The organism is Bradyrhizobium sp. Rc2d, assembly GCF_900099855.1.
GTDB lineage: Bacteria > Pseudomonadota > Alphaproteobacteria > Rhizobiales > Xanthobacteraceae > Bradyrhizobium.
In genome coordinates this window covers 111,911-137,784 of the sequence record NZ_FNCU01000021.1, presented here as the reverse complement: position 1 = coordinate 137,784, position 25,874 = coordinate 111,911, and the positions used below count along the sequence as shown (strand labels likewise).

At 65.9% G+C, this 25,874-nt stretch carries 18 protein-coding genes; 9 read left to right on the top strand and 9 right to left on the bottom strand.

Annotated elements, in window-relative coordinates; all coding sequences use genetic code 11:
- Window positions 1–694: 694 nt before the first annotated feature.
- The 4 genes from BLV07_RS25150 (at window position 695) to BLV07_RS25135 (ending at window position 6,952) form a co-directional block, all read left to right on the top strand.
- Entirely contained in the window at window positions 695–1,690 is a 996-nt protein-coding gene (locus BLV07_RS25150; RefSeq protein ID WP_091891017.1) for an NAD(P)H-dependent flavin oxidoreductase, read from the top strand.
- Window positions 1,691–1,814: 124 nt separating this feature from the next.
- Window positions 1,815–2,783 (top strand): zinc-binding dehydrogenase, encoded by a 969-nt coding sequence (locus BLV07_RS25145; protein WP_091891014.1) that lies wholly within the window; start codon window positions 1,815–1,817, stop codon window positions 2,781–2,783.
- Between the two features lie 241 nt (window positions 2,784–3,024).
- A complete protein-coding gene (locus BLV07_RS25140) occupies window positions 3,025–4,398 on the top strand; it encodes a cation-efflux pump (RefSeq protein ID WP_091891011.1) in 1,374 nt (457 codons plus the stop codon).
- 223 nt (window positions 4,399–4,621) lie between these two features.
- Window positions 4,622–6,952 carry a PAS domain-containing sensor histidine kinase gene (locus BLV07_RS25135; protein ID WP_091891008.1) on the top strand — a complete coding sequence of 777 codons (2,331 nt, stop codon included), beginning with the start codon at window positions 4,622–4,624 and terminating at the stop codon, window positions 6,950–6,952.
- A gap of 224 nt (window positions 6,953–7,176) precedes the next feature.
- On the opposite strand, the gene BLV07_RS25130 is transcribed toward BLV07_RS25135, so the two are convergent.
- On the bottom strand, window positions 7,177–8,070 hold the full coding sequence (locus BLV07_RS25130; RefSeq protein WP_091891006.1) for a LysR family transcriptional regulator: 894 nt from the start codon (window positions 8,068–8,070) through the stop codon (window positions 7,177–7,179).
- A 224-nt stretch (window positions 8,071–8,294) separates the two neighbouring features.
- On the opposite strand from BLV07_RS25130, the gene BLV07_RS25125 reads away from it, so the two are divergent.
- From BLV07_RS25125 to BLV07_RS25105, 5 genes are read left to right on the top strand one after another with little or no spacing between them, the layout of a single operon-like run.
- Window positions 8,295–8,768, top strand: a complete 474-nt coding sequence (locus BLV07_RS25125; protein WP_091891004.1) for a formate dehydrogenase subunit gamma — start codon at window positions 8,295–8,297, stop codon at window positions 8,766–8,768.
- The gene (locus BLV07_RS25120) at window positions 8,765–10,321 is read left to right on the top strand and encodes a formate dehydrogenase beta subunit (RefSeq protein WP_091891001.1); all 1,557 of its coding nucleotides are present in this window, start codon (window positions 8,765–8,767) and stop codon (window positions 10,319–10,321) included. Before BLV07_RS25125 ends, BLV07_RS25120 begins: the two co-directional genes overlap by 4 nt.
- A 10-nt stretch (window positions 10,322–10,331) precedes the next feature.
- Entirely contained in the window at window positions 10,332–13,205 is a 2,874-nt protein-coding gene (gene fdhF, locus BLV07_RS25115; protein WP_091890997.1) for a formate dehydrogenase subunit alpha, read from the top strand.
- 4 nt (window positions 13,206–13,209) lie between these two features.
- Entirely contained in the window at window positions 13,210–14,037 is an 828-nt protein-coding gene (gene fdhD / locus BLV07_RS25110) for a formate dehydrogenase accessory sulfurtransferase FdhD (RefSeq protein ID WP_091890994.1), read from the top strand.
- The gene (locus BLV07_RS25105; RefSeq protein WP_176945740.1) at window positions 14,027–14,260 is read left to right on the top strand and encodes a formate dehydrogenase subunit delta; all 234 of its coding nucleotides are present in this window, start codon (window positions 14,027–14,029) and stop codon (window positions 14,258–14,260) included. The genes fdhD and BLV07_RS25105 overlap by 11 nt, the downstream gene beginning before the upstream one ends.
- Here BLV07_RS25105 and BLV07_RS25100 read toward each other — a convergent pair.
- From BLV07_RS25100 to ccmE, 8 genes are all read right to left on the bottom strand, one after another.
- Window positions 14,217–17,207 carry a bifunctional [glutamine synthetase] adenylyltransferase/[glutamine synthetase]-adenylyl-L-tyrosine phosphorylase gene (locus tag BLV07_RS25100; protein WP_091890988.1) on the bottom strand — a complete coding sequence of 997 codons (2,991 nt, stop codon included), beginning with the start codon at window positions 17,205–17,207 and terminating at the stop codon, window positions 14,217–14,219. The two genes, BLV07_RS25105 and BLV07_RS25100, sit on opposite strands and share 44 nt — an antisense overlap.
- A complete protein-coding gene (locus BLV07_RS25095; protein ID WP_091890985.1) occupies window positions 17,204–18,664 on the bottom strand; it encodes a sensor histidine kinase in 1,461 nt (486 codons plus the stop codon). Before BLV07_RS25095 ends, BLV07_RS25100 begins: the two co-directional genes overlap by 4 nt.
- Window positions 18,648–19,328, bottom strand: coding sequence for a response regulator transcription factor (locus BLV07_RS25090; protein WP_091891039.1), 681 nt, complete (start codon window positions 19,326–19,328; stop codon window positions 18,648–18,650). Before BLV07_RS25090 ends, BLV07_RS25095 begins: the two co-directional genes overlap by 17 nt.
- A 284-nt stretch (window positions 19,329–19,612) precedes the next feature.
- A complete protein-coding gene (locus BLV07_RS25085; RefSeq protein WP_091890982.1) occupies window positions 19,613–21,190 on the bottom strand; it encodes a Do family serine endopeptidase in 1,578 nt (525 codons plus the stop codon).
- Between the two features lie 221 nt (window positions 21,191–21,411).
- Window positions 21,412–22,755, bottom strand: coding sequence for a methyl-accepting chemotaxis protein (locus BLV07_RS25080; protein WP_091890979.1), 1,344 nt, complete (start codon window positions 22,753–22,755; stop codon window positions 21,412–21,414).
- Window positions 22,756–22,886: 131 nt separating this feature from the next.
- The gene (locus tag BLV07_RS25075) at window positions 22,887–23,369 is read right to left on the bottom strand and encodes a cytochrome c-type biogenesis protein (protein WP_091890976.1); all 483 of its coding nucleotides are present in this window, start codon (window positions 23,367–23,369) and stop codon (window positions 22,887–22,889) included.
- A 4-nt stretch (window positions 23,370–23,373) separates the two neighbouring features.
- On the bottom strand, window positions 23,374–25,356 hold the full coding sequence (locus tag BLV07_RS25070) for a heme lyase CcmF/NrfE family subunit (RefSeq protein ID WP_091890973.1): 1,983 nt from the start codon (window positions 25,354–25,356) through the stop codon (window positions 23,374–23,376).
- A complete protein-coding gene (gene ccmE / locus BLV07_RS25065) occupies window positions 25,353–25,862 on the bottom strand; it encodes a cytochrome c maturation protein CcmE (protein ID WP_091890971.1) in 510 nt (169 codons plus the stop codon). The genes BLV07_RS25070 and ccmE overlap by 4 nt, the downstream gene beginning before the upstream one ends.
- Between the last annotated feature and the right edge of the window lie 12 nt (window positions 25,863–25,874).

The following is a 25,874-nucleotide window of genomic DNA, read 5'->3' as shown; positions in this document are numbered from 1 at the left end:
CGCCAAGACCGCCCGGATCATCTGGGCCATGCTGGTCAAAGGAGAAACCTACCGAGACCGCGCGAGCGCGCCGGCTGCGGCCTAGTTGAGGGGCAACAGCCGCCGCGCTCGTGCTCCATGCCTATCGGAAGGGCACTAAAGGTGTGATGGCAAATGGTCTGGAAACCGGGATCGAAACACTCCGCATCGTTATCGCGCGTCACAGCGCGCCGCAATGATTGGAATTCGATCAGCGATCTCCATCAGGGCCCGCGGTCAATGGCCGCTTCTCGAGGCCGTATACATGACCGCTCCCCGATTCATTTGCTGAAGCACCAAAAAGCCCTTGCCGAGAGGGGGCCGTCCATACATGACGATGTTGAAGCAGCGAGCACTCATCTATTGACCGTCACCCTGAGGTGCGCGCTCTGCGGCGCATCGCGGCGCTGAGCAAGCCTCGAAGGGCGACAGCCCGGCTCTCGCAGCGTGGCCGCTCATCCTTCGAGGCTCCCCATGGGACGCGTTGCATCCCATGCCTCGCACCTCAGGACGACGGATCTAAAACCCCAATTATCCGCCCGGCGGAATCCCCTCACCTGTCGCATGATCGCCCCGCCTGCACCGCACGGCGCGACAATAGACATTTCCCGGCCCGGGCGGCATCCTGACGCCAACACGCGATAACAGATCGCCACACCGGTGGGGGAAACAGATCATGTTGCAGACACGGTTCACCAAACTCGTCGGCGTCGAGCATCCGATCGTCCAGGGCGGCATGCAATGGGTCGGGCGGGCCGAGCTGGTCGCCGCGGTCGCGAACGCAGGGGCGCTCGGCTTCATCACCGCGCTGACCCAGCCGACGCCGGAGGATCTGACCAAGGAGATCGCGCGCTGCCGCGACCTCACCGACAAGCCGTTCGGCGTCAATCTCACCATCCTGCCCGCGATCAAGCCGCCGCCTTATGCCGAATACCGCGCCGCCATCATCGAGAGCGGGGTCAAGGTGGTCGAGACCGCCGGCAACAAGCCGCAGGAGCATGTCGACGAGTTCAAAAGGCACGGCGTCAAGGTCGTGCACAAATGCACCAGCGTCCGCCACGCGCTCTCGGCCGAACGCATGGGCGTCGACGCCATCTCGATCGACGGCTTCGAATGCGCCGGCCACCCCGGCGAGGACGACACGCCCGGCCTGATCCTGATCCCGGCCGCCGCCAACAAGGTCAAGATCCCGATGATCGCCTCCGGCGGCTTTGCCGACGCCCGCGGCCTCGTCGCCGCGCTGGCGCTCGGTGCCGACGGCATCAACATGGGCACGCGCTTCATGGCCACCAAGGAAAGCCCGATCCACCAGCTCATCAAGGAGAAGATCGTCGCCAATGACGAGCGCGAGACCGAGCTGATCTTCCGCACCATGCGCAACACCTCACGCGTGGCGAAAAATGAGATCTCGACCAAGGTCGTCGCGATGGAGAAGGAAGGTGCCAAGTTCGAGGACATCCGCGAGCTCGTTGCCGGTGCCCGCGGCAAGATGGTCTACGCGACGGGGAATTCGGACGAAGGGATCTGGTCGGCCGGCCAGGTGCAGGGCCTGATCCAGGACATCCCGAGCTGCGCCGAGCTGGTCTCCCGCATCGTTCGCGAGGCAGAGGCGATCATCCGCGGCCGGCTGGAGGGAATGATTGCAGGCGCAGCGGCGCAGGCTGCGGAGTGATCGCTGATGTGATTTGAACACGGCGTCCGCCACCGCGGAGGTATGCTCCCTCGCCCCGCTGCGGGGAGAGGCGAAGAGCACCGCCTCCGGTTAAACCAGTTCGTCAAATGCCAGAAAGCAACTTATGAAGGCTTACGTCTACGGCCCTGATGGCGCTACGATTTCCGACGTCGTTCAACCAAAACCTAAAGGCACGCAGGTGCTGGTCCGCGTCCGCGCGTGTGCCCTCAACCGCGCCGACACCGGCATGCGTAAGGGTCACACCCACGGCGCGGCCGGCGGCGTCGGCACGGTGCTCGGCATGGAATGGGCCGGCGAAGTCGCCGAGCTCGGGCCGGATGCGAAGGGCGTGAGGGTCGGCGATCGCATCATGGGATCGGGCGGCGCCGCGTTTGCCGAATATACGCTGGCCGATCACGGCCGCCTGTTCCACGCGCCCTCGAACATGAATTTCGAGGAGGCGGCCACCCTGCCCGTCGCGCTCGCGACCATGCACAACGCCGTCGTCACCGTCGGCGGCGTGCAGGCGGGCCAGACCGTGCTGATCCAGGGCGCGAGCTCCGGCGTCGGGTTGATGGCGATGCAGATCGCCAGGCTCAAGGGCGCAAAGCTCGTGATCGGCTCGTCGACCGATGCCACTCGCCGCGGCCGGCTGAAGGAGTACGGCGCCGATCTCGCGGTCGATAGCTCCGATCCGAAATGGGTCGACGACGTCCTGAAGGCAACGAACGGCGAAGGCGTCGATCTCATCGTCGACCAGGTCTCGGGCAAGGTCGCCAACCAGAACCTCGCTGCAGCGAAGGTCAAGGGCCGCATCGTCAATGTCGGCCGGCTCGGCGGCACCCATGCCGACTTCAATTTCGACCTGCACGCCGCCCGCCGCATCGACTATGTCGGCGTCACCTTCCGCTCCCGCACCATCGAGGAAGTCCGCGAGATTTTTGAGGAGGTTCGGAAGGATATCTGGAGTGCGGTGGAAGCGCGAAAACTGCAACTGCCGATCGACAAGGTGTTCGCGTTCGACGACATCGACAAGGCGTTCGAGCACATGGAGGCGAACAAGCATTTGGGGAAGATCGTCGTGACGGTGTGAGGCATCGGCGGTCTCGTAGGGTGGGCAAAGCGAAGCGTGCCCACCACAAGCGTTTGATTAGGAGACACTTGTCGGTGGGCACGGCGCTTTGCGCCTTTGCCCACCCTACGAAACTGAGCTAGTGGCATAAGGGAGCTTTCAATTCGGAAGCATTCGCAACGACTTCGCTCCTGCAAGTCACTTGCGACTACAGCTGTGGATCGTGGCTTGATGTTCACCCGCGGGCTGCTAAATCCCCGCCATGACCTCCCAGCCCAACAAGACCACGGTCGCCGTGATCTCGATCTTCGCCAGCGGCGGTATGGCGGCGGCCAAGTTCGTGGTCGGGATCGCGATCGGCTCGCTGGCGCTGATCTCCGAAGCCCTGCATTCCTCGATCGACCTGGTCGCGACCATCATCACCTGGGCGGTAGTGCGGGTGTCCGACAAGCCGGCGGACGAGGAGCACCATTATGGCCATGGCAAGCTGGAGAGCATCTCCGCGCTCGGCGTTACCGCCCTGCTCTACGTGCTCGCCGGCGGCATCCTGGTCGAGGCCTATAGCCGGCTGCGCGAGGGAACCCCGCCGCCGACCATTTCGGCCGTGCCCTTCGTCGTGCTGGTGATCGACATCGCCGTCAATCTCTGGCGCGCCCGCGCGCTGCACCGCGCCGCGCAGGAGACCAAGAGCCAGGCGCTGGCCGCCGACGCGCTGCATTTCGCCTCCGACGTCATGGGCTCGTCTGCCGTGATCGTGGGCCTGGTCCTCGCCGGGCTCGGCTTCTGGTGGGGCGACGCGGCCGCGGCCGCCGCCGTCGCCGTGCTGATCGCGGCTCTCGGCCTGCGCATGGCGGGCTCGACCGTGCAGACGCTAGTCGACCGCGCGCCGGAGGGCGCCCAGGAGAAGGCCACGGCCGCGATCCGCAGCGTGCCCGGCGTGATCGACGTCGAGCGGCTGCGCCTGCGCATGGTCGGAGCGACCATGTTCATCGACACCATCGCAAAGGTGCCGCGGACCTATCCGATCGACCGCGTCGAGGACATCAAGCACAACGCGCAAGCCGCCGTCACAAGAGCGTTCGGCGACGCCGACCTCACCTTCACCGCCGTCCCCGTCGCGCGCAACAACGAGACCGTGCGCGACCGCATCATGGTGATCGCGCGCAATTCCGGCCTCGCCGTCCACCACGTCACGGTGCACGACCTCGGCACCAAGCTGATCGTCGGCATCGACCTCGAGGTCGACGGCGAGATGCAGCTCGAGGCCGCCCACGAGGTCGCCAACACGCTGGAGCGCAACATCCAGGAGGAATTCGGCGAGGACGTCGAGGTCGACGTCCATATCGAGCCGCTGGAACCGGAGTTGCCGTTCGGCGTCGACGCCTCGCCGGAACGGGTGCAGACAATTGCCGCCGCGCTGGCCGAGTTCGCCGGCGAGGGCGAGATCCACGACATCCACAATGTGCGTGTCCGCAACACCGACGCCGGCGAGATCGTCAACTTCCACTGCCGCGCCGCGCCGTCGATGAGCGTGATCAGGGTGCACGAGCATGTCGACGCGATCGAGCGCGCATTGCGGCGCGCGTTCCCGAGCGTGAAGCGCGTCATCAGCCACGCCGAGCCGCCGCGTGCGTGAATTAGTGCGCGAGGAGTCACACGTTCTCGTTTCGGACTCCTCGCGCACGTCCATTTACGGACACGCGGTGCGCAAACTGCGCGTTGGATAAGAATAATTTCGCGTTAACGATTCGTTGACTCTCGACAGCCCGCGAAAACTGGATTCAAATCGGTGTGATTCGAAAGCGACGTGGGGCTGCTTTCGAGCCTAGTTGCAAGCAGGTTTTCAGGGGGCCGAAGGCATGTCGCGTGCAGACGCCGCGAACGCGTGCGTCCAATCCGATTCGATCAAGGGATTGGCGCAGTCGATCGCGAAACCTGCCTATCACCGGCTACTGATCGCGGAGCCAGCGCTGCGCCGCGCCGTGCCGACGCTCATCATCGCCTTCCTGATCACGATCTGCCTCGGCGCTTTCGTGCAGGTCGTCGACCAGACGCGCCAGAAGCGGCTGGTGATCCGGCACGACATCTCGGCGCTCGCCGATTTGCTGGCCGAACGCATCGACCGCCTCACCTCCGTGCGGCAGGAGCGGCTCAAGAACATCGAGAGCCTGCCGACGCTGCTGCCTGACCTCATTCCGTCCTGGGGCACGGCCTCGGGCCGCCACGTCATCGTCACCTCGGCCAGCATCGACCGCCGTATCCTCGCCCGCATCCCGGTCGAGAGCGATCCCTCCGGCAACGACCGCCTGCTCGATGCGATCACGACGGCGCAACTTATCGCGGCGCCGCCGCGCGACGGCAACATCGCCGACATGACGCTACCGAACGGCAACGCCGCGATGGCGACCTCGCGGCAGATCAAGTCGCTGCCCGGCTTCGTCACCGTGATCCAGGAACGCAACGAGCCGATCTGGGGCTCGGACGCCGCGCTCTCGGTGACGCTGTCGGCGACCACCGGCTTCGTGGTCCTGATCCTCGGCTTCGCCTTCCACTGGCAATCGACCCGCGCCCGCGAAGGCGACCTCATCAACGACGCCGTGCGCGGCCGCATCGACACCGCGCTCAACCGCGGCCGCTGCGGCCTGTGGGACTGGGACCTGTCGCGCGGCCGGATCTTCTGGTCGCAGTCGATGTTCTCGATGCTCGGCCTCGACGGCCGCAACGAGCTCCTCACCTTCGGCGAGGTCAACGCGCTGGTGAAGTCCGACGACATCGATCTGTTCGAGATCGCCGATCGCCTCATCTCCGAGAAGATCGACCACATCGACCAGACCTTCCGCATGCAGCATGTCGACGGCCATTGGATCTGGCTCCGCGTCCGCTGCGAGAAAACGCGCGGGGCGACCGATTCCAGCGTCCACCTGATCGGGATCGCCGTCGACATCACCGAGCAGAAGAGCCTCGCCGAGAAGACGGTGGAAGCCGATCTTCGCCTGCGCGACGCGATCGAGACCATTCCGGAAGCCTTCGTGCTGTGGGACGCGAGCGACCGCCTCGTGCTCTGCAATTCGCACTTCCAGCGCCTGCACAAGCTGCCCGACACCGCCGTGATCCCCGGCACCTCCTACGAGACCGTGCTCGAGGTCGGTCGCATGCCGGAGGTGCGCACCCGCCACAACGAGACCGCTGCCCAAGGCCCTGGCGCGCGTACCTTCGAGGCGCAGCTCGACGACGGCAGCTGGCTGCACATCAGCGAGCGCCGCACCAAGGACGGCGGCTATGTCTCGGTCGGCACCGACATCACCCGCATCAAGGAGCACGAGCAGAAGCTGGTCGACAACGATTTGCGTCTGCGCGCCACCGTCATCGACCTCAAGCGCTCGCAGGCCGCGCTCGAACGCCAGGCGGTCGAGCTCGCCGATCTCGCCGAAAAGTACCAGCGCGAGAAGACCCGCGCCGAGGAAGCCAACCAGACCAAGTCGAAATTCCTCGCCAATATGAGCCACGAGCTGCGCACGCCGCTCAACGCCATCATCGGCTTCTCCGAGATCATGGGCTCGGGCATGTTCGGTGAGCTCGGCTCGGAGAAGTACCAGGAATACTGCGAGGACATCCTGACCAGCGGCCATTATCTGCTCGAGGTCATCAACGACATTCTCGACATGTCCAAGATTGAGGCCGGCCGCATGAAGCTCGACATGGAAGAGCTGGACCTGTCGCGGACGCTGGCGGAATCCCTGCGGGTCGTCACCGGCCGGGCGCAGGACAAGCACCTGACGCTCGACGCCGACATCGCCAAATCCATCTCCGTCGTCGCCGATCGCCGCGCCACCAAGCAGATCATCGTCAACCTGCTGTCCAACGCGGTGAAGTTCACGCCCGACGGCGGACGCGTCGTGGTGCGCAGCCGGCAGCTCGACGACCGGATCGTGCTGATGATCGCCGACACCGGCATCGGGATCGCGCCGCATTCGCTGGCGCGACTCGGCCGCCCGTTCGAGCAGGTCGAGAGCCAGCTCACCAAGACCTATCACGGCTCGGGACTGGGCCTCGCCATCGCCCGCTCGCTGGCGCAGCTCCACGGCGGCTCGATGCGGCTGCGCTCCAAGATCGATGTCGGCACGGTGGTGCGCGTGACGCTGCCGCGCGACGCGATCAAGGCCGCGTCCGGGATATCGGCGGCGGCTTAGAGCTTCCTGTAGATCCGGCTGGCTTTAGGTTGAATCGATTGCCGCGGCTCGTTCACCTCTCCCGCTTGCGGGAGAGGTTGGCGCGAAGCGCCGGGTGAGGGCTGTCTCCTCTTGGGGATTGTCCCATTGCGGAAAAACCCTCTCCCCAACCCTCTCGCGCAAGCGGGAGAGGGGGTGCACCTCCGTTGTAGCAATCAAACCTGATCACATCACGCTCTAGGTCTCTACAATTGCAGCGTCGGCGCGACCTCACGCGCGACATTGACCAGCGCCGCGATCAGCGGCGTCATCGGATCGCGCTGCGGGATCACCATGCCGATGCTGTAATTGACCTCGGGATCGACGATCGGGATCGAGCGCACCGTGTCGGATAGGCCGAGCGTCTCGGCGAGCTTGGCCGGCATCACGCTCGCCCACCGTCCCGTCTTGACGTGCGTGAACAGCACCAGCAGCGAGTTCGAGGTCAGCGTCGGCGTCGCCTCGGCACCGACCGAGCGCAGCGCGCGGTCGATGATGCGGCGGTTCTGCATGTCGGGCGTGAGCAGGCACAGCGGCACCTGCCCGACCTCGGTCCAGGTCACCGCCTCGCGGTCACCGAACATCGCATCGGGCGCGGTCAACAGGCGATAGCTCTCGTTGTAGAGCGGAATGGTCCGCACCTTGCCGATCGGCTCATTCTCGATATAGGTCAGCCCCGCATCGACCTCGAGATTTTCGAGCAGTCCCAGCACCTCGGATGACGTGGTGGACTGGATGCGGAAGCGCACCTCGGGATGCTTGGCGCGGAACGGCGTCGTCAGCGCGGCGACCATGCCGAGCACGGTCGGGATAGCCGCGATGCGGATCTCGCCGGAGAGCTGATGTTTCAGCCCGTTGATCTCGTCGCGCATCGCGCGGGCATCGCCCACGATCCGCCGCGCCCAGTCCAGCGCCCGCTCGCCTTCCGGCGTAAAGCCCTGGAAGCGCGACCCGCGCTGGACCAGCATCACGCCGAGGATCTCCTCGAGCTGCTTGAGCCCGGTCGACATCGTCGGTTGCGTCACGCCGCAGACCTCCGCCGCGCGTCCGAAATGCCGCTCCTTCGCCAGCGCCAGCAATAGTTCAAGCTTGTCGATCAACCGGTCGTCCCCTCGAGTTCTGTCGTGGCATGCAAGCTAGCACGCCCGCCCCCCTCTCAACACGCAAAAACACCGGGCAGAACACCCATAATTGCATTTTCAGATCGACCGATCGTACTTGCCAATCGATCGGAGTTCGCAATCGCAGCACGGGACAGCTTTATTGATCTTCGAATGATTCCAAATAGTTTGGGCGGAAGAAACGCTCAGGTTGAGAACGAAGAATGACAGCGGTTTATGATTGGGACGAGACGCGCGGCGCCGAGATCATCGCCGAACATGCTCAGCAGGAAGGCGCGACGCTCGTCATCCTGCATGCTCTTCAAGAGGCGTTCGGCTATGTGCCGGAGGCCGCCATCCCCATGGTGGCGCAGGCGCTGAATCTGTCACGCGCCGAAGTGCACGGCGTGTTCACGTTCTACCATGATTTCCGGCACAAGCCGGCCGGTCGCCATGTGCTGAAGCTCTGCCGCGCTGAAGCCTGCCAGGCCGCCGGCGGCGATGCGCTGGCGGCGCGCGCCGAGGCGAAGCTCGGCGTGGCGCTCGGCAACACCACGGCCGACGATCGCGTCACGCTGGAGCCGATCTACTGCCTCGGCCTGTGCGCGACCGCCCCGTCCGCGATGCTGGATGGCCGCCTCATTGGCCGGCTCGACCAGAAGCGCCTCGATGAGCTGGTTGCGGAGGCGCAGCGATGAGCATGCGTCTCTACGTCTCACGTGATGCCGGTGCGGTAGCCGTCGGCGCCGACGACGTCGCGCTGGCGCTGGAGCAGGCTGCGGCCAAGCGCGGCATTGCGATCGAGATTATCAGGACCGGCTCGCGCGGCCTGTACTGGCTGGAGCCGCTGGTCGAGGTCGCGACACCGCAGGGCCGCATCGCCTTCGGCCCGGTCAGCGAGACCGACGTGCCCTCCCTGCTCGATGCGCTCGCCAGCAACACGCCGCATCTGCTGCGGCTGGGGGCCACCGACGAGATCTCCTGGCTGAAGCGGCAGACCCGCCTCACCTTCGCCCGCTGCGGCGTGATCGATCCGCGCTCACTCGACGACTACCGCGCCCATGGCGGCTACAAGGGCCTGGCGCACGCGCTGTCGCTCGGCGCGGATGCGATCCTGAATGAAGTGACCGCGTCCGGCCTGCGCGGCCGCGGCGGCGCGGGCTTTCCGACCGGCATCAAATGGAAGACGGTCGCGCAGGCCAAGGCCGACCGCAAATTCATCGTCTGCAACGCCGACGAAGGCGACAGCGGCACCTTCGCCGACCGCATGATCATGGAAGGCGATCCCTTCCTCGTCATCGAGGGCATGACGATCGCCGGCATCACCGTCGGCGCGACCAAGGGCTACATCTACATCCGCAGCGAATATCCGCACGCGGTCGAGGCGATGAACGCCGCCATTACGGCGGCGAAGCGCGGCGGCTATCTCGGCGCGAACATCGGCGGCTCGAAGCAAGCCTTCGATCTCGAAGTGCGCGTCGGCGCCGGCGCTTACGTTTGCGGCGAGGAGACTTCGCTGCTGGAAAGCCTCGAAGGCCGCCGCGGCATCGTGCGCGCCAAGCCGCCGCTGCCGGCGCATCACGGCCTGTTCGGCAAGCCGACCGTCATCAACAACGTGCTGTCGTTCGCCGCCATCCCCTTCATCCTCGCCGAGGGCGCCAAGGCCTATGCGGATTTCGGCATGGGCCGCTCCCGCGGCACGATGCCGATCCAGCTCGCCGGCAACATCCGCTATGGCGGCCTGTTCGAGACCGCGTTCGGCGTGACGCTCGGCGATCTCGTCGACGATATCGGAGGCGGCACGTTCACGGGCCGTCCGGTCCGTGCCGTGCAGGTCGGCGGTCCGCTCGGCGCCTATTTTCCCCGCGCGCTGTTCGACACACCGTTCGACTACGAGGCCTTTGCCGCGCGCGACGGCCTGATCGGCCATGGCGGCATCGTCGTGTTCGACGACAGCGTCGACATGCGCAGGCAGGCGCGCTTCGCCATGGAGTTCTGCGCCATCGAATCCTGCGGCAAGTGCACGCCCTGCCGGATCGGCTCGACCCGGGGCGTCGAGACCATCGAGAGGATCATCAACGGCGAGCGCGTGAGCGAGAACCTCGCCCTCGTCGAAGACCTCTGCAACACCATGAAATTCGGCTCGCTCTGCGCGCTCGGCGGCTTCACGCCCTATCCCGTGCTCAGCGCATTGAAGCACTTCCGGGAGGATTTCGTCCCGGCGCCGACCACGCTTCAGGCCGCGGAATAGGAGAACGACAATGTCTCTGATCGAAGAAATCGACTTCGGCACGCCGCGCTCGAAATCGGAAACGATGGTGACGCTGACCATCGACGGCAAGCAGATTTCGGTGCCCGAGGGCACCTCGATCATGCGCGCCGCGATGGACGCGGGCCACCAGATTCCCAAACTCTGCGCCACCGATATGGTCGACGCGTTCGGTTCCTGCCGTCTCTGCCTGGTCGAGATCGAGGGGCGCGCCGGCACGCCGGCCTCCTGCACCACGCCGGCGATGAACGGCCTCGTCGTGCACACCCAGACCGAGCGGCTGAAGCAGCTGCGCAAGGGCGTGATGGAGCTCTACATCTCCGACCATCCGCTCGACTGCCTCACCTGCGGCGCCAACGGCGATTGCGAATTGCAGGACATGGCCGGCGCCGTCGGCCTGCGCGACGTGCGCTACGGCTATGAGGGCGAGAACCACGTCTTCGCCAAGACGGATGGCTGCACCAACGACCACTGGATGCCGAAGGACGAGTCCAACCCGTACTTCACCTACGATCCCTCCAAGTGCATCGTCTGCTCGCGCTGCGTCCGCGCCTGCGAAGAGGTGCAAGGCACCTTCGCGCTGACGATCTCGGGTCGCGGCTTCGACAGCCGCGTCTCGCCGGGCATGAGCGAGAGCTTCCTCGGTTCCGAATGCGTCTCCTGCGGCGCCTGCGTGCAAGCCTGCCCGACCGCGACGCTCACCGAGAAGTCGGTGATCGAGATCGGCCAGCCCGAGCACTCCGTCGTCACCACCTGCGCCTATTGCGGCGTCGGCTGCGCCTTCAAGGCCGAGATGCGCGGCGAGGAAGTCGTACGCATGGTGCCGTACAAGGACGGCAAGGCCAACCGCGGCCATTCCTGCGTCAAGGGCCGCTTCGCCTGGGGCTACACCAACCACAAGGAGCGCATTCTCAAGCCCATGATCCGCGAGCGGATCGAGGATCCCTGGCGCGAAGTGTCGTGGGACGAGGCATTCTCGTTCGCCGCCACGAAGATGCGCGGCATCCAGAAGAAATACGGCCGCGACGCTATCGGCGGCATCACCTCGTCGCGCTGCACCAATGAAGAGACCTATCTGGTGCAGAAGCTGATCCGCGCCGGCTTCGGCAACAACAATGTCGATACCTGCGCCCGCGTCTGTCACTCCCCGACCGGCTACGGCCTCGCCACCACCTTCGGCACCTCCGCCGGCACGCAAGATTTCGACTCCGTGGAAGACACCGACGTCGTGCTCATCATCGGCGCCAACCCCGCCTCGGCGCACCCGGTGTTCGCCTCGCGGCTGAAGAAGCGGCTGCGCCAGGGCGCCAAGCTGATCGTGATCGATCCGCGCCGCACCGAGATGGTGGAATCGCCGCACGTGAAGGCGCTGCACCTGCCCTTGATGCCCGGCACCAACGTCGCTGTCATGACCGCGCTGGCGCATGTCATCGTCACCGAAGGCCTCGTCAACGAAGCCTTCGTGCGCGAGCGCTGCGACTGGAGCGAGTTCGAGGAATGGGCCGCCTTCGTCGCCCAGCCCAAGAACAGCCCGGAAGCCACCGCGATCCTCACCGGTGTCGATCCCAAGGCGCTGCGCGAGGCTGCCCGCATCTACGCCACCGGCGGCAACGGCGCGATCTATTACGGGCTCGGGGTCACCGAGCACAGCCAGGGCTCGACCACCGTGATCGCGATCGCCAACCTCGCGATGGCAACAGGCAATATCGGCCGCCCCGGCGTCGGCGTGAACCCGCTGCGCGGCCAGAACAACGTGCAGGGCTCCTGCGACATGGGCTCGTTCCCGCACGAGTTGCCCGGCTACCGCCACATCTCGGGCGATGCCGTGCGTGACCAGTTCGAGGCGCTGTGGAACGTCAAGCTCAACCCGGAGCCGGGCCTGCGCATCCCCAACATGTTCGATGCCGCGGTCGAAGGCACGTTCATGGGAATCTACGTGCAGGGCGAGGACATCCTCCAGTCCGATCCCAACACCTCGCACGTGGTGGCGGCGCTGTCGGCGATGGAATGCGTCATCGTCCATGATCTCTTCCTGAATGAGACCGCGAACTACGCGCACGTCTTCCTGCCCGGCTCGAGCTTCCTCGAAAAGGACGGCACCTTCACCAACGCCGAGCGCCGCATCCAGCGCGTGCGCAAGGTGATGACCCCGAAGAACGGCATGGCTGATTGGGAGGTCACCATCGGCCTTGCCAAGGCCATGGGCTTCGAGATGAGCTACAGCCATCCCTCCGAGATCATGGACGAGATCGCGGCGCTGACCCCGACCTTCGCCGGTGTCTCCTACGCCAAGCTCGACGAGCTCGGCTCGGTGCAGTGGCCCTGCAACGAGAAGGCGCCGGAGGGCACGCCGGTGATGCATATCGATGGCTTCGTCCGCGGCAAGGGCAAGTTCGTCGTCACCGAATATGTCGCGACCGACGAGCGCACCGGCCCGCGCTATCCGCTGCTGCTCACCACGGGCCGCATCCTCAGCCAGTACAACGTCGGCGCGCAGACCCGGCGCACCGACAACGTGGTCTGGCATGCCGAGGATCGCCTCGAGATCCATCCGCACGATGCCGAGCAGCGCGGCGTGCGCGACGGCGACTGGGTACGCCTGAAGAGCCGCGCCGGCGAGACCACGCTGCGCGCGGAGATCACCGACCGCGTCGCGCCCGGTGTCGTCTACACCACGTTCCACCACCCGGACACGCAGGCCAACGTCATCACCACCGACTATTCGGACTGGGCCACCAACTGCCCTGAATACAAGGTCACGGCGGTGCAGGTCTCGCCCTCGAACGGCCCGTCGGACTGGCAGAAGGCTTATGACGCGCAGGCGCGGCAGTCCCGCCGCATCGTGCCGGCCGAGGCTGCGGAGTAGAGGGATGCACGTGCCGGTCCAGGCCATCGACCGCAACAGCTGGCGCGACGGTGCCGCGTCCGAAGGCGCGCGGCTGATCCCGGAGGAGACGCCGCTGGCGCTGACCTATAATGGCGGCACCTACGCTGTCATGATGGGGACACCGCAGAATCTGGAAGATTTTGCGGTCGGCTTCAGCGTGAGCGAAGGCATCGTCGGATCGGCCGACGACATTCGCTCGCTCGAAGTGGTCCGCCTCGACGACGGCATCGAGCTGCGCATGTGGCTGGCATCGGAAGACGCCGCGCGCATCAGCGAGCGTCGTCGCCACATCGCGGGCCCGACCGGCTGCGGCATCTGCGGCATCGAGTCCATTGCCGAGGCGGTACGGCCGGCGGCCGTGGTGCCGCAGGGGCAGAGCTTTGCGCCGGATGAAATCATGGCGGCGATGCAGGCCATCGCGCCGTTGCAATCGATCAATCTGCAAACCCGCGCCGTTCACGCCGCCGCGTTCTGGTCCGCCGCCGGGGGCATCGTCGCGCTGCGCGAGGATGTCGGCCGCCACAACGCGCTGGACAAGCTCGCCGGGGCGCTAGCGCGCAGCCGCACGGATGCGTGCGGCGGCATGGTGCTGCTGACGAGCCGCGTCTCGGTGGAGATGGTACAGAAGACGGCCGCGATCGGCGCCCCCGTGATGGTCGCCGTGTCCGCGCCGACCGCGCTCGCGGTACGCACGGCGGAAGCCGCCGGCATCACACTGATTGCCATTGCCCGCCAGGACGGGTTCGAAGTGTTTTCGCATGGTGACCGGGTCGTGGCCCGCCATGCCACGGAGGTTGCCGATGTCGCCTGACCGCCTGATCTACATGGCCAACCAGATCGGCAAGTTCTTCCAGAGCCAGGGCCATGACAAAGCCGTGCCTGGCATTGCCGAACACATCAAGAAATTCTGGGACCCCCGCATGAAGCGCGCGATCTTCGTCCATCTCGATGCGGGCGGCGCGGGCCTGGAGCCTGATGTGCGCGAGGCCCTCACCTCGCTGAAGCAGGCGACGTCCCTTCCAGCAGAGTCCTGAACACGCGCCGCACCTCGCTCTGCGTTTCCTTCACACGCGCCTCCAGCGACGAGAAGTCCGGCGCGTCGCCAGCGCGCGCCATCACGCGCAGGAGGTCGGTGCCGGCTGTTTCCGGCTTGAAGCGCTCGCTGACGCAAAGCCGCAAGATCTGCGTCAGGTCGTGATAGAGCCGCGCCGCGGCACGCAATATCTCGGTCTCCGATTGCGCGAGCACGCCGAGCCTGCATGCATTTTCCAGTACCTGCAGGGTGCTGACGTCGAGGATCTCCGGCTTGTCGTGGGCATGCACGAGCTGGAGGTATTGTGCAATGAAATCGATATCGACCATGCCGCCGGCGGCATGTTTGAGATCCCAGCAATCGGCCTCGCCCTTCTCCTGGGCGATCGCGCGCCGCATGTCGGCAACATCGTGGGTGGTGATTGCGGGATCGCGGCGGCGGGTCAGGACGTCGCGGATGACGCGCTCGATCCGTTCGCGGAATTCAGGCGACGCCGAGACCACGCGGGCGCGCGTCAGCGCCATGTGCTCCCAGGTCCAGGCCTCGTTGGCCTGGTAGTCCGCGAACGAAGTGAGGCTCGAGGCCACGGGACCGGCGCGTCCCGACGGACGCAGCCGCATGTCGATCTCATAGAGCACGCCGTAATTGGTGCGGGTCGTGAAGGCGCTGATCAGGCGCTGGGTGAAGCGGGCGAAATAGTGGGCACCCTGCAGCGATTTCGCACCGTCAGAGTCCGGATTGTCGCTGTCAAAATCGTAGAGCAGGATCAGGTCGAGATCGGAGGAGGCGGTCATCTCCCGGCTGCCGAGCCGGCCCATCGCGATGATCGCGGTCTGCTGATCCCTGATGCGGCCATGCTGGGCGGCAAAGCGATCGGCGACAAGGCCATGCACGGTGTGGACGATGCCTTCGGCGACGTCGGCAAAAGCGGTGCTCGCCTGCTGCGCCGAGACCGTGCCGGACAGGATGCGCGTGCCGATCAGGAACAGGCTCTCCTGCCCGAACAGGCGCAGGCGATCGAGGAACTCCTCGTATGAGCCCGCGTCCTGCACGGTCGTCGCAAGCCGTCCCGACAATTCCAGCCTGTCGGGCATGGCGCCGAAGAAGCGCGGATCGATCAGACCGTCCATGAGCTGCGGCTGCCGCGCCAGCATCTCGCCGAGCCGGGGCGCCGCGCCCAGCACCAGCGCCACCAGCGCGACGAGCTCACGGTTCTGGCCGAGCAGCGTGATCAGCCGGCCGCCGCGCTGGAGCGCTCCCAGGAACTGATCGAACGCCACCACCGCGCGATCCGGTTCCTCGGCATGGGCAAGACTGTCGATCAGGGCCGGCACGAACTCGATGAAGGCGCTGCGCGTCGCCTCATTGCGAAACACGCGATAATCGCCGGTGATCCAGTCGCGCACCGTCTGCGCGACGGCAGCCGGCTTCTTGAAGCCGAGCGTCACCAGATGCTGAAGCAGGCGCGGATCGTCGGGACCGGCACTGTAGTCGAGCGTCGGCAGCAGTTTGTCGGTCCCGGTCGGATCGTCGCCCTCGAACAGTTTTTCGTAGTGTCCCTGAACGATTTCGAGCTGCCGCAACAGGTCGCGTGCAAAGGCCTCCCGATCCGGATAGCCGAAGAACCAGGCGAAGCGCTCGACGGCTTCCTTGTCCTCGGGCAGCGTATGGGTCTGCTCGTCGGCGATCATCTGCAGACGATGCTCGACCCGGCGCAGGAATTCGTAGGCCGTGGTGAGCTCGTCGCGCGCCGCGAATGTGATCCAGTTGCTGGAGGCGAGCACATCGAGCGCTTTGAGTGTCGGCCGCACCCGCAATTCCGGATGGCGGCCGCCCGCGATCAACTGCTGCGTCTGCGCGAAGAACTCGATCTCGCGGATACCGCCGCGCCCGACCTTGACGTTGTGGCCTTCGACGGCGACCTCGCTCTGGCCGCGATAGGTCTGCATCTGCCGCTTCATGTCATGCACGTCGGCGAGCGCGGCGAAGTCGAGATGCTTGCGCCAGACAAAGGGCGCGATCTCCGCCAGAAGCGCTTCACCCGCGTTGGCATCGCCGGCGCAGGCGCGCGCCTTGATCATCGCGGCGCGCTCCCAGGTGCGCCCTTCCCGCTCGTAATAGTTCAGCGCGGCGTCACGGGAGATTGCTACCTGCGTCGAGGACGGATCGGGCCGCAGGCGCAGATCGACGCGAAACACATAACCATCATAGGTGCGCTGCTGGAGGATGCGCGCCATGCCTTGCGTGACGCGGACGAAGAACGGCTGCGGCTCGATATCGGGCGCGAGCGTCGTCGCATCGGGATCGAAGAACACGATGAGATCGATGTCGCTGGAATAGTTCAGCTCGCCCGCACCCATCTTGCCCATCGCGAGCACGATCAGTCCGCAGCCTTGTTCGGGCGTCTCGGGATCGGGCGGTGAGAGCTTGCCGCGTGCGGCTTCCTGTCGCAGCAGGTATTGGAGCGCCGCCTGGACCGAGAACACCGCGACATCAGTCAGCGCCGCCGTCACCCGCATCACCGGCCAGACGCCGCCGATATCGCACAGCGCGGTCAGCAGCGCTGCCTCCGCCTTCATGCGGCGAAGCAGGCGCATCACCTCGGGCTCATCCGGCGCCGCGAGCACCGCCCCCCTCGCTTCCGCCATCAGCGCGGCCAGATGCACATCCGGATCGCATTCGAGCAGCCGGATCAGGCGCAGGGGATCGGCGCGCACCAGATCGAACAGATAGGGCGAGAATTCCGCGATGCCGGTCAAAATATCCCGGGCGAAGGGGTGAACCAGCAGGGATTCGAGACGGGCCGATTGCGCCGGCTCGAGCTCGGCCAGCCAATTCCCAAAACGTCTTTCGTCGGTTGTGGAAGCGGCAACATAGGGAGCCTCGGCGAAGCGTGCCGCGAGACTCTCACCATGCTGGTCCGCGTTTCCCGGCGCGGAGTGGTTCATGCCACCTTCTGTGGCACATCCTGTATTGGCGGAGCAACCCTGCTGCCGGCGCCCGCGCGCGCCGGCAGCACCAGCGTGGCGACGAGACCGGGATGGGCATCGCCCAAGCGCAATTCGCCGCCATGCAATGTCGCAACCGCCGAGGCAAGGCTGAGGCCGAGGCCGGAGCCTGGCAGCGTGCGGCTGGCCTCCAGCCGCACGAATCGCTCGACGACGTGCTTGCGATCCGCTTCGGGGATCCCCGGACCACGGTCGGTGACGCTGAGCAGCACCTGGTCGCCTTCGCGCCTCGCCTCGATCGTGATTTGCCTGGCGTCCATGCTGACCACAGTTCCCGCGGCCTGAGCCGCCGGCTTGCCGTATTTGATCGCGTTCTCGACGAGATTGGCGAGCGCCTGACTGATCAGTTCGCGATTGGCGTGAACCGGCGTCGGCTCGGCCTTGACCTTCAGGGTCATGCCGTCATCTTCGGCAAGTGGTTCGTAGAGCTCATGGATGCCACCCGCGACCTCGGCCGCGTCGAAATCGTCCATGTTGCCGCGCGCCTGCCCGGACTCGGCACGCGCGATCATCAAGAGCGCGTTGAAGGTGCGGATCAACCCGTCGGATTCCTCGATGGTGCGCTCCAGCGCAGCGCGGTAGTCCGCCTCGCAGCCCGATTTCGCCAGGGCCTCCTCGGCGCGGTTGCGCAAGCGCGTCAGCGGCGTCTTGAGGTCGTGCGCGATGTTGTCCGAGACTTCCTTCAGCCCCGCCATCAGCGCCTCGATCCGCTCCAGCATGGCGTTGAGGTTTTCGGCGAGGCGGTCGAGCTCGTCGCCGCTGCGCCCTACCGGCAGGCGTTCACTGAGATCGCCGATCATGATGCGATGCGCCGTACCGCTCATCGCGTCGATGCGCGTCAAGACACGTCGCGCCACGAAGATGCCGCCGCCGAGGCCGAGCACCACGACGATCAGGATCGACCATTGTGCGGCCTTGGCGACGATGCCGAACAGGCGACGCCTCTCGTCGAGGTCGCGGCCGATCAGGAGGCGGAAGCCGTTCTCCAATTCGGTGACGCGAACGAGCGCGCGATGGTCGCGCTCATCGGCATCCTCGATCCGCCGATAGGCGGTCTCCGACCAGCCGCGCGTCGCCATCACGCCGGGCGCGAGCGAGCCGACATTGCCGGCGATCGCCTGCCCGGTCGGCGTAGTCACGAGGTAGAGGTTCGCGCCCGGGCGCAGCGCCCGATATTCGATCGTCCGCACCAGGCGAAACATGCCGCCACGGCCGTAGATCTCGTTCATCTCCGAGGTCTCGGCATTCACCGTCTGCGTGATCTCCTCGGTGATCAGTCGCCGCGTATTCCAGGCGAAATAGCCGAGCAGCGAGGCCGCGAACATCGCGAACAGCAGCAGATAGACCAGCGTCAGCCGGAACGCCGTGGTGCGGACGAGTTTACCGAATGCCGTCACGGATCATGTACCCCGCGCCCCGGATCGTGTGCAGCAGCGGGCGCTCGAAACCCTTGTCGATCTTGGAGCGGAGCCGCGAAATGTGCACGTCGATCACGTTGGTCTGCGGATCGAAATGATAGTCCCAGACGTTCTCGAGCAGCATGGTGCGCGTCACCACCTGGCCGGCGTGCTTCATGAGGTATTCGAGCAGGCGGAATTCGCGCGGCTGGAGCGTCAGCTCGTCCTTGCCGCGGGCGACGCGGTGGGACAGCCTATCGAGCTCGAGATCGCCGACGCGGTAGAGCGTGTCCTCGGCCGGGCCGCCGCGGCGGCGCGACAGCACCTCCACGCGGGCCAGCAGTTCGGCGAAGGAATAGGGCTTTGGCAGATAATCGTCGCCGCCGGCGCGCAGGCCCTTGATGCGGTCGTCGACCTGCCCCAGCGCGGAGAGAATCAGCACCGGCGTGGTGGTGCCCTTCTCGCGCAGCCCACCGATCAGCGACAGGCCGTCGCGCTTGGGCAGCATGCGGTCGACCACCAGCACATCGTAATCGCCGTTCTCGGCCATGGCGAGGCCTTCCTCGCCGTCGGCGGCGTGATCGGCAATGTGTCCGACTTCGCGAAACGCCTTCACGAGATAGTCGGCGGATTCGCGGTCGTCTTCGATGATGAGGAGGCGCATCGTGCGTTCGGCGGCGGTCAAGGGTGTGAACCTTCTCTAAACATGGCGCGAGCGGCAATCGCATGCAAGCCGAAGCGGAACGATCTCGGATCGGGAAAAGGCGGGCGGTGAAGCTGGGGGGACTTCACCGCCCTAGGCCTTCCGACGGAGGGGGGCGTAATTCCACCGGAAGGTAGATGAGGGAAGCAAACGTTGCGCTGCTCCCCCGAAGGGCGCCGGCGGCGGGGGCGACTGATGCCGGCGACACCCTTCATCTGGTAGGCCTCCTGAGGCTTCAGCCCTTGTTAGCCCTTGGCGATGGGCACGGCGACGAAGCGCGACTGGCCGCCGCTCTTGACGCGCATCAGGACGCTGTTCTTGTTGTCGGTCCGCGCCGTGTTGATGGCGTCGCGGACTTCGCCGGCGGTGCTCACGCTCTTGCCGCCAACTTCGAGAATCACGTCGCCTTCCTTGAAGCCGCGTTCGGCCGCGGCGCTCTTCGGATCGACTTCGGTGACCACGACGCCTTCCTTGCCGGCACCGGCCACGGAATTGGCGGGCGCAACGGTCATGCCGAGCTTGGGAACGTCGGTGCCGCGGCTCGCACCCTTGCCTTTGTCATTGTCGTTGTCGGCCTTGGCCTCGATCGTGTTCGGCAGCTGGCCGAGGGTGAGGTTCACGACCTTGTCCTGGCCCTTGTGCAGCACGTTGAGCTTCACGGTCGCGCCGGGTGCCATGCCGCCGATGGTGCGGGCGAGCTCGCGGGCATCCTTGACGGATTCACCGTTGACCGAGGTGATCACGTCACCGGACTCGATGCCGGCCTTGGCGGCCGGACCGTTCGCCTGCGGCTCAGCCACCAGCGCGCCTTCGGCCTTCTTCATGCCGAGGCTGTCGGCGATGTCAGACGTCACCGGCTGGATCTGCACGCCGATCCAACCGCGGCTGACCGAGCCCTTGTCCTTGAGCTGGGCCACCACGCTCTTGACGGTGTTGGCGGGAATCGAGAACGCGATGCCGACGCTGCCGCCCGAGGGCGAGTAGATCGCGGTGTTGACGCCCATCACCTCGCCGTTGGTGTCGAAGGCCGGACCGCCCGAATTGCCCTTGTTCACGGGCGCATCGATCTGGATGAAATCATCATAGGGACCGTTGCCGATGTCGCGGCCGCTGGCCGAGACGATGCCCGCAGTCACGGTGCCGCCGAGACCGAAGGGGTTGCCGACCGCGAGCACCCAGTCGCCGATCCGCGGCTTGCTATCCGCAAGCTTGGCGAACGGGAAGTTCGAGCTGCCCTCGACCTTGATCAGGGCGAGGTCGGTGCGCTGGTCGGTGCCGATCACCTTGGCAGTGTAGGTCTTGCCCTCGTCGGTGGTGACCTCGACCTTGTCGGCGCCGTCGACCACGTGGTTGTTGGTCACGGCATAGCCGTCGGGCGAGATGAAGAAGCCGGAGCCCTGGCCCTGCACGACGCGGCCACGGCCGCCCTTCAGGCCCGGGAAACCATCCGGACCGCCGAAGCGGCGGAAGAAGCGCTCCATCGGCGAGCCCGGCTGGAACGGCGAGGAGGAATCATCGCCGTCATCGTTGCTCGCGGTCTTCTCCTTGATGTTGACCTTCACCGAGATCACCGACGGCTTCACGCGCTCGACGATGTCGGCGAAGCCGATCGGACGCTCGACCTTCCGAACCTCTTGGTTGACCTGCGCATGCGCCGGGCTGGAGAACAGGTCCGCCGGCGAGGTCGACGGGCTGAAGCCATAGGCGGCCGCGCCGAGACCGGCGACGACCGAGGCCATCAGCGCGATCTTGCGCGCGGAGAACACCGACCGGCGCGGCTGCCGGTAGGACGGAAGATTCGAGAGGTCGGGACGGTCGGTCATGCAGAGATCTCCAGGGCCTTGAAATTCATTTGGCGCCGGATAGCGGCACCTTACGGTCCTGAACATGGGGGCTCCCGCCTTACCGTGCGCTGGCGGCGGGGTTAAACTTTCGTAATGAAGCGGCGGCGTGGATGCGGCAGTTTAGCGCAGCCCGAAAATCGTGGTTCTACAGGAACTTAATCGAGTTCCCGCGATGAGCGTGGAACCCTGCTTGGACGATTTTAGCTTGCCCTGACGCTGACGATGAACTCGTCGACCTCGCGTTTCAAGGTCTCGGCCTGCCGCGACAGATCGACCGCGGAATCACGCGCCTCGGCGGCCATGCGCCCGGTCTCGGCCGAGGTCGAGGTGATCTGGACGATGTGATTGGAGACGTCGAGCGTGCCGTGCGCGGCATCCTGGGCGCTGCGCGTGATCTCCTGCGTGGCATTGCGCTGCTGGGCAGTGTCGACCTCGATGCCGGACATGATCGACGAGATCTCCGACAGCGTCTTGGAGATGCCGTCGATCGCGCCGCGCGTCTGTGCGGTGATGCCCTGGATGCTGGCGACATGCGAAGTGATCTCCTCCGTCGCCTTGCTGGTCTGGTGCGCCAAACTCTTCACCTCGGACGCGACCACCGCAAATCCCTTGCCGGCCTCCCCCGCCCGCGCCGCCTCAATTGTGGCATTGAGCGCCAGCAGATTGGTCTGCGAGGCGATCGCCTGCACGAGCTGCACGACCTCGCCGATCTTGTCGGCCGCATCGGACAGCGTGTGGATGGTGTCGCGGCTCTTCTCGGCCTGGGACGCTGCGCCCTCGGCGCGCTGGGTCGCATCGGTGACGCGGCGGCTGATCGTGCCGATCGAATTGGTCATCTCCTCGGCCGAGCCCGCAACGGTCTGGACGCTGGCGCTGGCCTGGCTCGCGGCGCTTGCCACCGCATTGGCCTTGGTGCTGGTGTCGTTGGCCGTCCGCGACAGCGTCTCGGCGTTGCTCTTCAGGTGCACGGCCGAGGACGCCACGCTGTCGACGACGCTGGCGACGAGATCGTTGAAGCGCTTGATCCGTGCGTCCAAAAATGTCGACCGCTCGGCCTGGTGCTGCGCCTCATGCAACTGCCGCTCGGTGAGGCGGCGCCGCTCGAGACCATTGGTCTTGAAGACCTCGAGCGCACCGGCGAGCAGGCCGATCTCGTTGGTGCCGCCGAGCCCCGGAACCGGCGTCTCGAATTTCTGATCGGCGACCTCGCGCATGGCATGCACGATCGCGGCCAAGGGATTGAGGATGCCGTTGCGCACGGCAAACCAGGTGGTGAGGCAGATCGCGACGGCGACGTCCGCGATCACGCCGCAGGCGATCAGGAAATAGGAGAAGGCGGTCTGCGCCTGCTGGTAGATCTGCATCGCATGGTCGCGCGCCGGACCGCTCAACGCGGCGAAGTCCGACGATAGGCTAGTGATCTCGTTGTTGAGGTAGAGCACCGCGACGAATCCGGTGCCGCCGCCGATGCCAAGCAAGAACAATAATGCAGCGACGACGGCGCCGACCAGGAAGCGGATCGTCAGATTGCTATTCGCGAACATTGGGGGACTCAGAGTCTGGAATCGAATCTCGCGACAAGTTTCCAGACAAACGTCAACATAGCATGAAACACGCAAGGACGACCGGCGGCCTGCGCATCATGATGCAGCCAGGACGCTAGGCAGCCAGGACGCTAGGACGATTTGGCATCATCCGACATCAACGCGGCGAGCCGCGCCTCCTCGTCGGGCGAGAGCGGCGGTGCCGGTAGATCTGCACCGCTTCGCGCGCGGCGCCGGATTTGCAGCCATAGCGCCAGGCCGCCGCCAACGAGCAGAAGCGGCGCGAGCAGCCATAGCAGCATGGTTTGGCGCTCGAAGCGCGGCTTCAGCAGCACGAACTCGCCATAGCGCGCGACCAGGAAGTCGAGCACCTGCGAATTGCTGTCGCCGGCGGCGATGCGCTCGCGCACCAGAAGGCGCAAATCGCGCGCGAGCGGCGCGTCGGAATCATCGATCGACTGGTTCTGGCAGACCATGCAGCGCAGCTCGCGCGACAAGTCGCGCGCGCGCGCCTCCTTGGCGGGATCCGACATGATCTCGTCAGGCTGCACGGCGTGCGCCGCCGGCCAAGCCAGCAGCATCAGCGCGACGATCACGAACCACATCCGGCGCATCGGATCACTCCGCCGGCTGGAGGCGCTGCTTGGCCCGCGCAGGCTTCGGCGCACCGACCCGCAAGCGGCGGTCGGACAGCGACAGCACGCCGCCGAATGCCATCAGTACCGGCCCCCACCAGATCAGCAGCACCAGCGGCTTGTGATAGATGCGCACGGCAATGGCGCCCTCGGCGGTGGCGTCACCGAGCGAGATGTAGAGCTGGCTCGCGCCGCGGGTCAGCAGCGCCGCCTCGGTGGTCGAGGAGCCGCGGGTGGTGAAGCTGCGCTTGGACGGCGTCATGACGCTGAGCGTCTCGCCGTCGTGGCTGACGTTGAACTCGGCGATCATCTCGCGGTAGTTCGGGCCCTGGCGCTGAAACAGCCCGTCGAGCTTCACGTCGTAACCGGCGACGTGAGCGACGTCGTTCTGCTTCATCGTCGCGATATATTCGCTGTTCCAGGTGGTCTCGCAGACGATCCCAATCAGCGCGACACCGAGGCCGGCATGCGCGAGCGCGGTGCCCCAGGCCGAGCGCGGCAGGCCGCGCGCCCGGTGCAGCACCGTTGCGAACGGCAGGCGAACCAGGCCCGTGCGCTCGACGATGTCGGTGACGGCGCCGGCGACGACGAAGACACCAAGCCCGATCGCGAGCGGCGCCAGCGCGCTGCCGCCCCGCGCCCAGGCCCAGGTGATGGCGACGACGATGAGGCTGGCAACGCCTGCCGCGAGCAGGCGCTGTGTGACGCCGAGCAGATCGCCGCGCTTCCACGCCAGCATCGGCCCGAACGGAACGGCGAGCAGCAACAGGGCAAACAGCGGAGCGAAGGTGAGATTGTAGAAGGGCGCGCCGACCGACATCTTGAAGTCGGCCAGCATCTCCATCGCCAACGGATAGAGCGTGCCGAACAGCACGACTGCGCAGGCGACCGTGAGCAGCAGATTGTTCAGCACCAAGGCGCCCTCGCGCGAGATCGGCGCGAACAGGCCGCCCTGCTTCAACGAGGTGGCGCGGCCTGCGAACAGCGACAGGCTGCCGCCGATGAACAGGCAGAGGATCAGCAGGATGAATACGCCGCGGGTCGGATCGGTCGCGAAGGCGTGCACCGAGGTGATGACGCCCGAGCGCACCAGGAAGGTGCCGAGCAGCGATAGCGAGAAGGTCAGGATCGACAGCAGGATGGTCCAGACCTTCAGCGCGTTGCGCTTCTCCATCACCAACGCCGAATGCAGCAGCGCGGTGCCGGCAAGCCACGGCATCAGCGAGGCGTTCTCGACCGGATCCCAGAACCACCAGCCGCCCCAGCCGAGCTCGTAATAGGCCCAGTACGAGCCCATGGCGATGCCGAGGGTCAGGAAGATCCAGGCGACCAACGTCCACGGCCGCACCCAACGCGCCCAGGCCGCGTCGATCCGCCCCTCCATCAGCGCCGCGATGGCGAAGGAGAACGAGATCGAGAAGCCGACATAGCCGAGATAGAGCATCGGCGGATGCACGGCGAGACCGATGTCCTGGAGCACCGGATTGAGATCGCGCCCCTCGATCGGCGGATTGGCGATGCGCAAAAACGGGTTCGATGTCACCAGGATGAAGAGATAGAAGGCGCTGGCGATCCAGGCCTGCACGGCCAGCACATGCGCACGCAGCGACAGCGGCAGATTGTTGCCGAAAGCCGCGACCAGCCCGCCGAACAGGGCGAGGATCGACACCCACAGCAGCATCGAGCCTTCATGGTTTCCCCACACGCCGGTGATCTTGTAGAGCAGCGGCTTCATCGAGTGGGAATTCTCGTAGACGTTGGCGACGGAGAAATCCGAGTTCACGTGCAGCATCACCAGCGCCGTGAACGAGGCGCCGACGAACAGCAGCTGCGCTAGCGCGGTGGAACGCGCTACGTTCATCAATGCAACGTCGCACAGGCGCGCGCCGATCAAGGGCACGACGGACTGGATCAATGCGAGCCCGAGCGCCAGCACCAGCGCGTAATGTCCGGATTCTGCGATCACCGCACCGCTCCCTGCGGATTACCCTGCGCGGTCGTGGCCGCAGGTTTGCTGCCGCCCGAAGCCTTGCCGCCGTAATCGTCCTTCCAGTGCCCCTGCTTCTTCAGGGCATCGGCGACGTCCTTGGGCATGTAGGTTTCGTCGTGCTTGGCAAGCACGGTGTCGGCCTTGAATACGCCGTTGGCGTCGAGCGCACCTTCGGCGACGACGCCCTGCCCTTCACGGAACAGGTCGGGCAGGATGCCCTTGTAGGCGACCGGCAGCTTGGCGTTGCCGTCGGCGACCTCGAAGGTCACCGCGAGATTGTCGCCGCGCTGGAGCGAGCCGGGCTGCACCAGCCCGCCGAGGCGAAACCGCTTGCCGGGCCCGACGTGCTTCTCGGCGACCATGGTCGGGGTCGAGAAGAACACGATGGAGTCGCGCAACGCGTTGAGCACCAGCGCGGCCGCGAGCGCGAGCACGGCGAGCGAGCCGCCGATGATGGTCATACGTCGCTGCTTGCGCGTCATGGCGTATCCGTT

Coding starts and splice junctions, on each gene's coding strand:
- BLV07_RS25150 (WP_091891017.1), top strand. CDS start 695: ATGTTGCAGACACGGTTCACCAAACTCGTCGGCGTCGAGCATCCGATC.
- BLV07_RS25145 (WP_091891014.1), top strand. CDS start 1,815: ATGAAGGCTTACGTCTACGGCCCTGATGGCGCTACGATTTCCGACGTC.
- BLV07_RS25140 (WP_091891011.1), top strand. CDS start 3,025: ATGACCTCCCAGCCCAACAAGACCACGGTCGCCGTGATCTCGATCTTC.
- BLV07_RS25135 (WP_091891008.1), top strand. CDS start 4,622: ATGTCGCGTGCAGACGCCGCGAACGCGTGCGTCCAATCCGATTCGATC.
- BLV07_RS25125 (WP_091891004.1), top strand. CDS start 8,295: ATGACAGCGGTTTATGATTGGGACGAGACGCGCGGCGCCGAGATCATC.
- BLV07_RS25120 (WP_091891001.1), top strand. CDS start 8,765: ATGAGCATGCGTCTCTACGTCTCACGTGATGCCGGTGCGGTAGCCGTC.
- fdhF (WP_091890997.1), top strand. CDS start 10,332: ATGTCTCTGATCGAAGAAATCGACTTCGGCACGCCGCGCTCGAAATCG.
- fdhD (WP_091890994.1), top strand. CDS start 13,210: ATGCACGTGCCGGTCCAGGCCATCGACCGCAACAGCTGGCGCGACGGT.
- BLV07_RS25105 (WP_176945740.1), top strand. CDS start 14,027: ATGTCGCCTGACCGCCTGATCTACATGGCCAACCAGATCGGCAAGTTC.
- BLV07_RS25100 (WP_091890988.1), bottom strand. CDS start 17,207: ATGAACCACTCCGCGCCGGGAAACGCGGACCAGCATGGTGAGAGTCTC.
- BLV07_RS25090 (WP_091891039.1), bottom strand. CDS start 19,328: ATGCGCCTCCTCATCATCGAAGACGACCGCGAATCCGCCGACTATCTC.
- BLV07_RS25085 (WP_091890982.1), bottom strand. CDS start 21,190: ATGACCGACCGTCCCGACCTCTCGAATCTTCCGTCCTACCGGCAGCCG.
- BLV07_RS25080 (WP_091890979.1), bottom strand. CDS start 22,755: ATGTTCGCGAATAGCAATCTGACGATCCGCTTCCTGGTCGGCGCCGTC.
- BLV07_RS25075 (WP_091890976.1), bottom strand. CDS start 23,369: ATGCGCCGGATGTGGTTCGTGATCGTCGCGCTGATGCTGCTGGCTTGG.
- ccmE (WP_091890971.1), bottom strand. CDS start 25,862: ATGACGCGCAAGCAGCGACGTATGACCATCATCGGCGGCTCGCTCGCC.